At 70.0% G+C, this 11,714-nt stretch carries 11 protein-coding genes and 1 pseudogene; all 12 read right to left on the minus strand.

Annotated elements, in window-relative coordinates:
- Positions 1–18: 18 nt before the first annotated feature.
- Positions 19–708, minus strand: coding sequence for a DarT1-associated NADAR antitoxin family protein (locus GY170_RS09560; RefSeq protein ID WP_163892687.1), 690 nt, complete (start codon positions 706–708; stop codon positions 19–21).
- Complete coding sequence (locus GY170_RS18595) at positions 674–2,296, minus strand: DarT ssDNA thymidine ADP-ribosyltransferase family protein (protein WP_163892690.1); 1,623 nt, start codon at positions 2,294–2,296, stop codon at positions 674–676. Before GY170_RS18595 ends, GY170_RS09560 begins: the two co-directional genes overlap by 35 nt.
- 212 nt (positions 2,297–2,508) lie before the next feature.
- A pseudogene (locus GY170_RS18740) lies at positions 2,509–2,592 on the minus strand (protein NO VEIN domain-containing protein); the annotation flags it as partial.
- A gap of 308 nt (positions 2,593–2,900) precedes the next feature.
- Positions 2,901–4,259, minus strand: coding sequence for an NAD(P)/FAD-dependent oxidoreductase (locus GY170_RS09570; protein ID WP_163892693.1), 1,359 nt, complete (start codon positions 4,257–4,259; stop codon positions 2,901–2,903).
- Positions 4,256–5,434 (minus strand): amidohydrolase, encoded by a 1,179-nt coding sequence (locus GY170_RS09575; RefSeq protein ID WP_163892696.1) that lies wholly within the window; start codon positions 5,432–5,434, stop codon positions 4,256–4,258. Before GY170_RS09575 ends, GY170_RS09570 begins: the two co-directional genes overlap by 4 nt.
- A gap of 28 nt (positions 5,435–5,462) precedes the next feature.
- Positions 5,463–5,735 carry a hypothetical protein gene (locus GY170_RS09580; RefSeq protein WP_203531244.1) on the minus strand — a complete coding sequence of 91 codons (273 nt, stop codon included), beginning with the start codon at positions 5,733–5,735 and terminating at the stop codon, positions 5,463–5,465.
- Positions 5,736–5,739: 4 nt separating this feature from the next.
- Positions 5,740–6,360, minus strand: coding sequence for a dimethylsulfonioproprionate lyase family protein (locus tag GY170_RS09585; protein ID WP_163892699.1), 621 nt, complete (start codon positions 6,358–6,360; stop codon positions 5,740–5,742).
- Positions 6,357–7,160 carry an ABC transporter ATP-binding protein gene (locus GY170_RS09590; protein WP_203531245.1) on the minus strand — a complete coding sequence of 268 codons (804 nt, stop codon included), beginning with the start codon at positions 7,158–7,160 and terminating at the stop codon, positions 6,357–6,359. Before GY170_RS09590 ends, GY170_RS09585 begins: the two co-directional genes overlap by 4 nt.
- On the minus strand, positions 7,148–7,975 hold the full coding sequence (locus GY170_RS09595) for an ABC transporter ATP-binding protein (protein WP_163892703.1): 828 nt from the start codon (positions 7,973–7,975) through the stop codon (positions 7,148–7,150). The genes GY170_RS09590 and GY170_RS09595 overlap by 13 nt, the downstream gene beginning before the upstream one ends.
- A gap of 4 nt (positions 7,976–7,979) precedes the next feature.
- On the minus strand, positions 7,980–8,906 hold the full coding sequence (locus GY170_RS09600; RefSeq protein WP_163892706.1) for an ABC transporter permease: 927 nt from the start codon (positions 8,904–8,906) through the stop codon (positions 7,980–7,982).
- Positions 8,903–10,015, minus strand: a complete 1,113-nt coding sequence (locus GY170_RS09605) for an ABC transporter permease (protein WP_235924094.1) — start codon at positions 10,013–10,015, stop codon at positions 8,903–8,905. Before GY170_RS09605 ends, GY170_RS09600 begins: the two co-directional genes overlap by 4 nt.
- Positions 10,012–11,610: an ABC transporter substrate-binding protein gene (locus GY170_RS09610; RefSeq protein ID WP_203531246.1), complete on the minus strand. Its 1,599-nt coding sequence runs from the start codon at positions 11,608–11,610 to the stop codon at positions 10,012–10,014. The genes GY170_RS09605 and GY170_RS09610 overlap by 4 nt, the downstream gene beginning before the upstream one ends.
- Positions 11,611–11,714 lie beyond the last annotated feature (104 nt).

An 11,714-nucleotide genomic window follows, 5' to 3' on the forward strand; every position in this document is an offset into this window, starting at 1 on the left:
TGGCTGGCGCGCCACGCCTCAGAGCAGTTGCCCCTGCTCCTCCCCACCGCGCGCGGCGCCGGACGCCTCGACGATCAGAGCGAGGTACCCTTCCGCCGATGTCAGCGCCGTCTCCAGCTGCCCGCTCCGGCGCAGCGCCACGTAGAGCGCGACGGCGCCGGCCTGGCAGTTGATGGATTTCGCCGGGTTGAACGCGATGTCGGTGAAGGTGTCATAGGCCAGCGCCGCCTCGGCAAGGGACGGCCGGCGGTGGAGGGCATTGAGGTAGATCCAGTCGTAAAAGGCCGTCAGCGGCTCCAGCGGCCAGTCCCTGTCCCGCCAGCGGAAGCCGGTCAGCCGGCCGGAGGACTTCAGCCGCGGGTCGCGCTTTGCGTCGAGCGGGCTGCCGGTGAGTAGGTCCGTGTAGGGGCCGCCCTGCTCGAACACCTTGGCGCCCTGGAAGGCGCATTCCACCGCGATCTCGGCGCCGCTGCGGGACGTGAAGGTCAGGTTGAAGGCGCTCAGGCTTACGCCCAGCTCCGTCTCCGACGCGCTGGAGACCTCCAGCACCCGCGCCTCGGGCCGATCCTGACGGATCGCCTCGTGCAGCGAGCGGATGCACATCTGCTTGCGCACCTTCGCCATCCCTGCGTGCCACTGGAAGTCGACCGGCTCGGCCCGGACGAGTGGCGGCTCAGTGGCGCTGAAGAATGCCGGACGCGTGGCCATTCTGCCCTCCCTTCAGCTCCGTCAACATGTGCTGCCGCGAGGCGAAGAGCCCCTTGCCCGGCCCCGCGTAGAGGCTGTCGATCCCGCCGAGTCGCCTGATGTGCCGCCCCCGCACCTCCCGCGTCTCGAAGGCGATGGTCTCGATGAACCTGGGCTCGATCGTCTCGTAGACCATCACCTCCGCCTGTGGATCGGTGGGATCGTAGGCCCGCAGCCAGTCCGGGCGCCCCTCCTCCTCGGCGAACATCTCGGCCAGCGCCTCGGCGGATTTCATTCCGGCCCGGGGCCGGCGGATCATGCGGGCATCGGCGGCGTTGCGCGGGTAGAAGGCGCAGTCCTTGAGCCAGAGGACCGAGGGGTCGAGCAGCAGCACGGCCCACTCCGCCTGCGGAGCGAGCCGGCGGTACTTCCAGAACATCCGGTAGTTGGGAAAGCTGATCGACAGCGACGTCCCGTCGAGCTGCCCGTCGTAGCGGTTCTCATCGTTTCGCAGCGCCGGCAGGCACGCATCCCGGCAGGCGCTCGCCGACATCAGGCCGGAACTGAGGATGCCTGGCAGGTTCTCGACCCGGGTGAAGTGCACGAGATGCGGAATGCGCAACTCGCGCGCCAGCCGCTCGATCTCGTCGCGCCGCTCCTGCGGGGCGGGTTCCGCCTGATCCTCCATCTGCTGCAGGAGCTCGGCCCAGGAGATGGGCGCGGCGCCGTCGGGCGCGGTGGACTTGCCGGCCGGTTGGGCGGTGGCTGGCAGGGCGGTGGCCGGCTTGGAGGCGGGTGGCTTGGCCAGGGTCGGAGCCGCCTTGCCCGAGAGCGCGGCGAGATGGGCGGAGACCTTCTCCGCCTCCTCCTGCAGGTAAGGCAGGACCGGCTCGGCCCGCTCGGCATCGATGGCCGCCAGCAGCGCGCGATCCTTGCTTACCTGCTGCTCGGCATCTTTCAGCACGTGCCGCGTGTGGGTCAGCTCCAGCTCGCGGGGGTTCAAGGCTTCGACGGGCAGCTCGCTCCTGGGCACAGGCGCGATCGTGAGGCGCGAGGGGGCGCGTGGCTTCCGGTCCTCCTCCTTGTCCGCGAAGACGGCCTGTAGTTTCGCGTAGCTCTCCCGGTAGAGGACACCGAGCTCGGAGGGGTCGGCGAGCCGCTCGTCATGGGCCTTGCGCAAGTGCCCCCGCTTTAGCAGCGCCTCCACCTCGATCCGAATACAACCAAGCTCGTGGTGCAGATCGGAATTGGCGCGCTGCGCGGCATCCAGCCGCGCCATCCAGGCGGCGAAGTCGTCGATCACGCTGGCGGGCTTCGCCGCGGACGTCTCGCGGGGTTTGGGGGCGGCGGGCGGTGGCGCCTTGGTGGGCCCGGGTGCATTCTTCTCGGAGGTTTCGTCCGACGAGGCGCCGCCGAACAGCGCGGAGAGCAGCCACACCGTTCCCCAGGCCGACCCGAGCTGCAGGAGCAGCAGGCCCTCGGCCCAGATGGCGAACAGGCTGAACAGGCTCCAGCCGGTGGCGACCCAGACCATGGCCTCGCGCGAGACGAGGCGCGCCGCGACGATGCTGATGACGACGGCGATCTGCCATCCGAGAATGGTATCCATGTCCCCCCGATGCCGCCGTCTGACACGGCCCTGCGGCAATTGCCCCGACCACCCGGCGCTGTTGAGCCTGCCTAGCCCCCTCCCCGGAGGAAGTTGTGACCCAAAGAAGGCAAAGATGGTGCAGCGGCGAGAGGACGCGGAGCGGCGGGGCGACCCCGGGGACGGCCGGCTTTCCCGGCGCAATCGAGGCGGAGCCGGTGGGACAAACCTAAGTGAAAGCTCGCTTGAAACGTTTTCGCAGTCAGCGAGACATGCGCATCGAGCGGAAGATGGACTTCGAATGCCTTAGGTTCGCGGGGGTCAGCGACGTCCGGCCGGGTCTTCAGACGACGGAGTATCCGACGGCCTTAGAATACCGCTCAACACAAAAAAAGGACCCCACTCGGGACTGTGCAGCAGACAATAATCTGATGGTGCCGGTGCCGCGTGACCGGTGCGAATGTCTCTCTGTAGAAGTCAGACGTTAGCGCCGGATGCGCCGGGACCAGTAGTTAGCCGTGCCGCCCACCGCCCCACTGCCCCACTGCCTCGGGCAAATCGCAAATACGGCACACCATTGGTCCGATATCGCAAAGGAACGGCCTCGGCACACAGACGAGTTCGCTCAGAGCGCGGGCCCAAGCTCCAGACGCGATCCGTCGGAGAAGCGTGACAGTCGGAAACGGGTCAGGTCGTGCACGGATGCGGCGCCGCGGATCAGATCGGCGGTGACACGGCCGAAGCCGGGGCCGATGCCGAAGCCGTGGGCGCTCATCCCGGTCGCCACCGTGAGGCCCGGCAGGCCCTCCACATGGTCGACCACCGGCACGATGTCCGGCATCGCGTCGATCATGCCGGCCCAGGCCTTGTGCAGCTTCACCTCGCCCAGCGCGGGGTAGAGCCTGCCGAAGGCGGCGGTCATCGAGCGGACCCGCCGCGCCTCCGGCAGCGGGTCGAGGATGCGCATCCGCTCGAACGGGCTCTGCTCGTCCATTTCCCAGCGCCGGGGCGTCCGCCAGCCATCCGGATAGCCTGCCGGCGCCGCGGGGCCGTAGCCGATGCCGAAGGGGCTGGCGCGCAGCGCGGGCAGGTAGTGGCGCGCATGGCGCAGGGCGTCTGGCCCGAGCGCGAGGCGCGCGAGCCCGCCGGGCGCGAGCGTGTAGCCCCCGTCCTGGCGGCGGCGGAAGGCGATGTGCTCGTCGGTCGCCGCGCCGTCATGGACGAGCGGCAGCGGCACCGTCGCCGCGACCGTCGCCCGGACGGCGAGCTGCGGGATGGTCACGCCGTGGGCGCGCAGCAAGAGCGACGACCACGCACCGCCGGCCACCAGCACGGCGTCCGCCCGCAGGAGGCCGGCCTCCGTCCACACCCCGGCGACACGGCCGGCCGCCATGTCGAGCCCGCGCGCGGCGCAATGCTCGCGGATCACCGCGCCCTCGCGCACCGCCAGCCGCGCCAGCGCCCGCACCGCCAGCCACGGCTCGGCCCGCATGTCCGACGGGGTGGTCATGGCGCCGAGATAGCCTCGGCTCATGCCGGGCATGAAGGCCCGCGTCTCGGCGGCATCGAGGAGCCGCGTGTCGAGGCCATGCGCCTTCGCCAGCGCCGCGAACTCGGCGAAATCCTCCAGCTCCCGCGCCTTGCGGGCGAGGTAGGTGACCGGGCTCTGCCTCAGGCCGATATCCTCGCCGCTCTGCCGGGCGAGCTCCGCCCAGAGCCGCCGCGCCTCCATGGCGATGGGCAGCTCGGCGGGGTCGCGCCCCTGCGTGCGGATCCAGCCCCAGTTGCGCGAGGATTGCTCGGCCGCGACACGCCCCTTCTCCAGCACCACGGGCCGCAGCCCGGCCCGGGCGAGGAAGAGCGCCGTGCAGATGCCGATGATGCCACCCCCGATGATCGCCACGTCCGCCCCTTCCGGCAGCGGACCGGCATATTCGGGCGGAGCCGCGAGGCTATAGGGGAAGTCGGCCGCGGGATCGCTCATGCCCGCTCGAGGCAGGCGACGAGCGTGGCGGAGAAGAGGGCGATGCCCTGCGCGATCAGCTCGTCGCGGAAGTCATAGGTGGGCGTGTGGACGGCGGGCCAGTCCGGCCCCGCGCCGAGGAAGACCATAGCCCCCTTCGCCCCGGCCAGCGCGAACTCGCCGAAATCCTCCGACGCGATGGAGAGGTCGGAGCGCGGCGCGCGGGCGATGCCCGTGCGGGCCATCGCCTCGCCGAGGATCTCCGTCGCCTCGGGATCGTTGATGGAGGCGTTGAAGACGTCGTCGTAGCCGAAGGCCGACGTCAGCCCGTGGCGGCCCGCCGCTTCGGTGACGAGGCCCTCGGCGGCGGCGACGAGCGCCTCCATCTCCTCGTCTCGCACCGTGCGCAGCGTCGCCATGATACTGGCGGCGCCGGGGGCGACGCCGTAGCTCGGGGCGCCCATTTGGGCGTGGGTGACGGTCACCATCTTGAACCCCGGCTTCAACTCGCCGCCGGTGCCCAGCGCCGTCAAAGCCGGCATCAGCTCGGCTATGGCCTGCATCGGCGAGCGCCCGTCGCCGGGGCGGGAGGCATGGGCGGTGCTGCCGGTCAGCTCGATCCACATGCCGCGGGAGGCGCAGTTGGCGGGGCCGGAGACCAGCTTGCCGGAGCCGAAGGGCACGTCGGGGGCGTTGTGCAGCGAGAAGGCCCAGTCGGGGCGGATCTCACCGTACCGAGCGTCGGCGACCACGGCCCGCGCGCCGGCGCCGTTCTCCTCCGCCGGCTGGAACATGAGGACGACCCGGCCGCTCGTCGGCCGCGCGCGGGAGAGCACCCGCGCCATCCCGACGAGGATGGTGGAATGCCCGTCGTGACCGCAGAGGTGTGCCTTGCCGGGCGCCCGGGAGCGATGCTCGACCTCGCCCAGCTCCTCGATCGGAAGCGCATCGAGCTCGGAGCGGAAGAGGATCGTCGGCCCTGGCCGACCGCTGTCGAACACCGCCGCGACCCCATGGCCGCCGAGGCCGGTGAGGATGCGGTCCGGCGCCGTGGGGCGAAGCATCTCCACCACCTTCGCCGCCGTGGCTTCCTCCTCCCCCGAAAGCTCGGGGTGGCGGTGAAGCTCTTGGCGGAAGGCGACGAGAGCGGCGAGATCGTCGGCCGTCGGCGCCGGCAGGGTGAGCGTGTTCGACATGGGATCGGTCTTTCTTCGAAGGAGGGTCTCAGGCGGCGCTATCGACACCGTGCCAGCCCTGCCGCATCACCCAGTCCGGCTCAAGCCTGCCGAAGCGCGACAGCGCGAAGGAGGAGGTGTCGGCGAAGGAGCAGGCCCCGTCGTCGATCAGGTCGCGGATGGCATGGCCGGTGGCGGGCGACAGGCCGAAGCCGACGCTCGACATCGTGGCGACCATGGCGGTCGGGCAGCTCGGCAGCCAGGCGATGATCGGGCCCCCGTCTGCTGCTTGTCGCGAGGTCTTGGGCGGGATCGGAGGCATCGGGTCAGCCGTGCCCGGGATCGTGAAGCATCCAGAGCGTGAGCATCGGCGCGTCGGCCGGCGCCTGAAGGGCGTGGGGCGTATTGGGCACGTTGTGCATCACGCCGCCCACGCCCGGCTCGTGCCAGTCGCCCTGCCCATGCCGCGCGAGGCCGGGGGTGAGGAAGAGATAGATCTCCTCCGGCGCGTGGCGGTGCTCGGGATAGGGCGCGCCCGGCGGCAGGAGCGAGGCGCCGACCCAGACGTCGCGCCGCTCCTCCAGCGCGCCGGGGCCGACGATCATCGCGTTGGCGATCTGGCCGGGCAGGTCGTCCACCGCCGCGTCCTCTCCCCCGCGCAGCCGCCAGGCGAGCTGCGGATCGAGCGCCGCCAGGGCCTCCGCCAGCTCGGCGAGCGGGCCGCCCGCGGCCCGGGCCGGTTTCAGTGCGTCGGGCAGATACCCGGCCGTCTGCGGATGCAGCGGCGCCGGGTCGATGGAGCCACTGCCGGCGCCGAGCGCCTCCTCGACCTTGTCGAGACAGGCGGAGACCTCGGGGCCGGGCCCGACGGCGCGAAACGCCGCGCTCAGGGCGGACAGGAGGTCGGACAGGGCGTCCGGCCGCGTATCGCCGGCAAGCGCGGTCATGGCGCCGTCCCCGTCCGCGCCTGGGAGAGGTCGCTCTCGCCCCCCTGCCCCTGCGCCTCGGCCAGATCGAGCGAGAGGGCACGCAGCTCCACCGTATGCGGGTGCTGGACACGGCCCTGCCGCAGGTCCTCCGCCGTCACCGTCTCGACGATCTCGCCATGCGACATCACCGCGATCCGCTCGCACAGGTGCGTCACCACGGCGAGGTTGTGGCCGACCATCAGGTAGGTCAGCCCGCGCGCGCGGCGCAGGTCAGTCAGCAGGTTGAGCACCTCGGCCTGCACGGAGACGTCGAGCGCCGAGGTCGGCTCGTCGAGAAGCAGCACCTCCGGTTCGGAGATCAGCGCCCGGGCGATGGCCACCCGCTGCCTCTGCCCGCCCGAGAGCTGGTGCGGGTAGCGGAAGCGCATCGCGGCGGGCAGCGAGACCTCCTCCAGCGCCCGGCAGATGCGGGCGTCGATGTCGCCGAAGCCATGCACGATCAGCGGTTCGGCGAGGATGCGGTCGATGGTCTGGCGCGGGTGCAGCGAGCCGTAGGGGTCCTGGAAGACCATCTGAACACGGCGAAAGAAGGCCCTGTCGCGCAGTCGCCCCAGAGGCTCGCCGGCGAGACGGACCGTTCCGTCCCAGTCCCGGTTCAGCCCGGCGAGCGCCCGCAGGATCGTCGACTTGCCCGAGCCGCTTTCGCCGACGAGGCCGAAGCTCTCGCCCTCTGCGATTGCAAAGGACGCGCCGCGCACCGCCTCGAGCGTGCCGAAGCGGATGCGCAGATCCTCGACGTCCAGCATCATGCCAGCCATTCCGCCTCCCGCTGCATCACGTTGAGCCGCTCCCGCGGGTGCGAGAGGGAGGGAAGGCAGCTGAGGAGCCCCTGCGTATAGCCGTGCCGGGCCCGGCCGAGCTCGCCCGCCTTCAGCTCCTCCACGATCTGGCCGGCATACATCACCAGCACGCGGTCGCAGAAATGCGAGACGAGCGGCAGGTCGTGGCTGATGAGCATGAGCCCCATGCCGCGCTCGGAGGCGAGCTCCTCGATCAGCCGCATGATCTCTGCCTGCACCGTCGCGTCGAGCGCCGATGTCGGCTCGTCGGCGATGAGGAATTCGGGGTCCGGCGCCAGCATCATGGCGATCATCACGCGCTGCCCCATGCCGCCGGAGAGCTCGTGCGGATAGCGCTCGGCCACCTGGGCGGGATTGCGGATCTGCACCTGCGCCAGCAGGTCCACCGCCGCCTCCATCGCCTCGCGCCGGGAGCCGCCGCGATGCACGCGCCAGCTCTCGGCGATCTGCCGGCCGGCGCTCATCACCGGGTTCAGCGAATGCTTCGGGTCCTGCAGGATCAACCCCGCCCGCTTGCCCCGGATGCGGCGCATGGCGCGCTCGCTTGCCTGCGCAACGTCGATGCCATCAAAGCTCAACTCGTCGGCCGTCATGCGCGCCTGGCCGGGCAGGAGCCGAAGGATCGAGCGGGCGGTGAGAGACTTGCCGGAGCCGCTCTCCCCCACGATGCCGACCTTCTCCCTGCCGATCTGGAAGGAGATGCCGCGCACGGCCTCGACCGGCCCGTGTGGGGTGTCGAAGGTCACGCAAAGGTTCCTGGCCACGACGCTCATCGCCTCACTCCTGCCTTGGGTCGAGGACGTCGCGCAGACCGTCGCCGAGGAGGTTGAAGGCCAGCGAGGCGAGGAGGATCGCGACGCCGGGGATCGTCGGCACCCACCATTGGCTGAGGATGAAGCCGCTCGTCGTGGCGATCATCGTCCCCCATTCCGGCATCGGCGGCTGCGCCCCCATGCCGAGGAAGCCGAGGCCCGCCGCCGTGAGGATGATGCCGGAGATATCGAGGGCGATGCGCACGATGATCGACGGCACGCAGAGCGGCATGACGTGGCGCATGATGATGCGCCCCTTCGAGGCGCCGGTGACGCGGACAGCGTTGATGAAGTCGCTCTCGCGGATGGTCAGCGTCTCCGCCCGCGCCAGCCGGGCGAGCGGTGGCCAGGCGGTGAGCGCGATGGCGATGACAGCGCTGGTGACGCCGGGCTGCAGGGCGGCGACGAAGGCGAGCGCCAGCACCAGCTTGGGGAAGGCCATGAAGACGTCGGTGACGCGCATGAGCAGCGTGTCGAGCCAGCCGCCCACGTAGCCGGCGACCACGCCGATCACCAGCCCCACCGGCGCGACCAGCACGACGACGGCGACGACCATGCCCAGCGTCACCTGCGCGCCGTAGAGGATGCGGGAATAGAGGTCGCGGCCAAGGTCATCCGTCCCCAGCCAGTGCGCAGCGCTCGGCGGGGCGAGGCGGTTCTCCAGCGCGATGGCCGAGGGGTCATGCGTGGCCAGCAGCGGCGCGAAGATGGCCGCGGCGATCAGCAGCACCACGGTGACGAGGCCGATCATCGCCAGCGTGTTGGCCCGGAACTGCAGCCAGCGGCGATAGGCATTGCCCCAGGCCGCCTGCCGGCGTGAGCCGGGCGACGGGTCGAGCAGCCATTGGCGGCGGCTGACGGAGGCATGGGCCGCACGCGAGACGTCGGTCATGCCCGCCCCCTCGCCCGCGGATCGAGGGCACGCTGGCCAAGATCGGCCAGCAGGTTCAGCGTGACATAGACGATGCCGATCACCAGCGTCGCGCCGAGCACGGCGTTCATGTCGGCGTTCATCAGCGAGCGCGTCAGGTAGAGGCCGAGGCCCGGGCGGGAGAAGACAGTCTCCGTGAGCACCGTGCCCTCGAGGAGGCTGGCATAGATCACCGCGAGCACGGTGAGGAGCCGGCCGGCGATGTTGCCCAGCCCGTGCCGCCAGAGGATGCGCGCCTGGCTGAGGCCCTTGGCGCGGGCCGTGACGATGTACTCGCCGCTCAGCGCCTCCAGCATGAAGGCGCGGGTCATCCGCACGATCATGGAAAGCGTGATGAAGGCCAGCAGGATGGCCGGCATGGCGAGGTAGGAGAGCGCGTCCCGAAAGGCCCCCCATTGCCCGTCCAGCGCGGCATCGACGGTGATCATGCCGGTGCGGGGCGGCACCATGCCCTGGTAGATGATCCCCTGAGAGCCGGTGCCCGGCGCGATGCCGAGCTTGGCGTAGAAGACCAGCAGGCAGATCAGCGCCAGCACGAAGACCGGGATGGAATAGCCGAGGAGGCCGATGACGCGCAGGACGTTGTCGAAGATGGAGTTCTGGTGCGCCGCCGCCAGCATCCCCAGCGGCACGCCCAAGGCCAGCGCGATGACCATGGCCGTCGTCGCCAGCTCCATCGAGGCGGGAAAGAAGCGCAGGATGTCCTGCATCACCGGATCGCCCGTCATGACGGAGCGCCCGAGGTCGCCCTGCAGCAGGTCACGCAGGTAGATGCCGAACTGCACGAGCACGGAGCGATCGAGGCCGAGCTCTTCGCGGATGGCCGCCTCGACCTCGGGCGAGGCGCGGTCGCCCACGATGGCGAGCACCGGGTCGATGGGCATCGTGCGGCCGATGACGAAGGTCAGGAGGGCCAGGCCGAAGAGCGTGGCCAGAACCGTCAGGAGAGTGGACGCGATGCTCTTGCCCCGGCTGGCGAGGGCGAGCCCCCGCCGCCCCGAGGGCGCGCCATCGGCGCCGCCTCCGGGCCCGCGGCCGGGCCGCCTGAGCATCGCGTCCATCAGGCTCATGACTTGGTGATCCCCGCGAAGCGGTTGAGGTAGGCGAGGCCGCCGAGATGCAGGCCCGGCGTCTCCGCCCGGTGCACCGCGATGTCCCGCATCTGCAGGAGCCACGAGACAGGCGCCCGCTCCATGAAGTCAATCTGCAACTGGTGGTACATCTCGGCGCGGACCTCCTCGTCGAGCTCCTTGCCAGCCGCATCGGCACGCGCGGCCATGTCGTCATCGATGAAGTGATTGCGCCAGGCCTGCGTCTTCAGCTCGCTGTCCTCGCTGTCGTCGATGTTGATGCACCACGTGCGGGCGTTGTAATCGGGATCGTAGAGGTTGGTCGCCCAGTAGACGAGCGCCAGCTCGTGCTCGCGAGCCCGGTACTTGGTGATGACCTGCCCCTGGTCGGCCGAGACGAGCTGCACGTCGATGCCGATCTCCGCCATGTCCGACTGGATCGCCTGCGCGATGTTGGCCCAGGGCCAGGCGGCGAAGTGGTCCAGAGTGATCGAGAAGCCGTCGGGGTAGCCGGCCTCCTCCAGCAGCTGGCGGGCGCGGTCGCTGTCCTTGTAGAAGGTGCTCGGCACGGCGCCTTTCACGTTCGACGGCAGGAAGCTGGCCTGCCAGACATCCCAGATGCCGGGCGTGATGTTGTTGGCGATGGCCTCGCAATCGACGGCCCACTTGATCGCCTGGATGACCAGCGGGTTGCTCAGGATCTCGTGGTCCTGGTTCATCACGATGTTCATCTGCGCCGTGGTCAGGGCGCTGACCTCGACGAGGTCGTCCTGCTCGCGCACCGACGGCAGCTGGTCGGAGCCGAGGTCGCGAGCGATGTCGATGTCGTCCTGCTCGAGCAGCAGCAGCTGGGTCGCCGGGTCCGCCACGTTGCGGATCAGCAGGCGCGGCACGTTCGGCTGAACCTCGGCATTGGGGTTGGCATCGAGGATGATGCGATCCCCGGCCAGCCATTCCGTCAGCTTGTAGGAGCCGGACCCGGCGGAGTGCGTCCGCAGCCAGGCGTTGCCCATGTCGCCGTCGACCTCGTGCTCCAGCGCCGTCAGCTTATCGACGACACAGCCGCGCGGGCTGGCCAGCGTGTTGAGCACCGTGCCGGGGGCCCGGACCTCCGGCATGTGGATGACGAAGGTCCGCTCATCGACGGCCTCGACGATCTCGTCGATGGTCTCGGCGCTCCAGCCGAGCAGGGCGTAGTCCGTCGCCGGGTACTGGCCCATCTTCATAAGGCGCCAGATCGACCAGCGGACATCCTCGGCGGTCACAGGGTTGCCACTCTCGAAGACCACGTCATCGCGCAGGATGAACGTGATGGTCAGGCCATCCTCGGCGACCTCCCAGCTTTCGGCGAGGTCGCTGATGTAGCGGGTGCCGTCCTCGGGATCGAGGGTCACCAGCATCCGGTAGGTGTTCGAGGTGATCTCGTAATCCGTGCCGAGATAGGCCTGCGCCGGGTCGAAGCCGTTGACGACGTCGTCGATGCCCTTCGCCATCACGACGATCTCGACCGGCGTCTGGGCCGACGCGATCTTCGCGAAGTTCGGAATGGCCGCGCTCGCGGCGGCGGCGGTGAGGAATGTGCGGCGTGACAGCATGGTGAACCCCTTGTGGTGTCAATCTTCGGCGGCCGGTCCGGCCCTGATCAATTCGTGGTCGCTTCGTTCTTTGCCTTGGGTCTGTTGGTCGTCTTGCAGCGGGG

It is taken from the genome of Pseudoroseicyclus tamaricis (assembly GCF_012070395.1).
In the GTDB taxonomy this organism is placed as follows: Bacteria; Pseudomonadota; Alphaproteobacteria; order Rhodobacterales; family Rhodobacteraceae; genus Pseudoroseicyclus_A; species Pseudoroseicyclus_A tamaricis.

What these genes read in the sequence shown, in the direction of transcription:
- GY170_RS09590 (WP_203531245.1), bottom strand. Translation starts at nt 7,160, where the DNA reads ATGGCTGGCATGATGCTGGACGTCGAGGATCTGCGCATCCGCTTCGGC.
- GY170_RS18595 (WP_163892690.1), bottom strand. Translation starts at nt 2,296, where the DNA reads ATGGATACCATTCTCGGATGGCAGATCGCCGTCGTCATCAGCATCGTC.
- GY170_RS09595 (WP_163892703.1), bottom strand. Translation starts at nt 7,975, where the DNA reads ATGAGCGTCGTGGCCAGGAACCTTTGCGTGACCTTCGACACCCCACAC.
- GY170_RS09575 (WP_163892696.1), bottom strand. Translation starts at nt 5,434, where the DNA reads ATGTCGAACACGCTCACCCTGCCGGCGCCGACGGCCGACGATCTCGCC.
- GY170_RS09570 (WP_163892693.1), bottom strand. Translation starts at nt 4,259, where the DNA reads ATGAGCGATCCCGCGGCCGACTTCCCCTATAGCCTCGCGGCTCCGCCC.
- GY170_RS09600 (WP_163892706.1), bottom strand. Translation starts at nt 8,906, where the DNA reads ATGACCGACGTCTCGCGTGCGGCCCATGCCTCCGTCAGCCGCCGCCAA.
- GY170_RS09585 (WP_163892699.1), bottom strand. Translation starts at nt 6,360, where the DNA reads ATGACCGCGCTTGCCGGCGATACGCGGCCGGACGCCCTGTCCGACCTC.
- GY170_RS09605 (WP_235924094.1), bottom strand. Translation starts at nt 10,015, where the DNA reads ATGAGCCTGATGGACGCGATGCTCAGGCGGCCCGGCCGCGGGCCCGGA.
- GY170_RS09610 (WP_203531246.1), bottom strand. Translation starts at nt 11,610, where the DNA reads ATGCTGTCACGCCGCACATTCCTCACCGCCGCCGCCGCGAGCGCGGCC.
- GY170_RS09560 (WP_163892687.1), bottom strand. Translation starts at nt 708, where the DNA reads ATGGCCACGCGTCCGGCATTCTTCAGCGCCACTGAGCCGCCACTCGTC.
- GY170_RS09580 (WP_203531244.1), bottom strand. Translation starts at nt 5,735, where the DNA reads ATGCCTCCGATCCCGCCCAAGACCTCGCGACAAGCAGCAGACGGGGGC.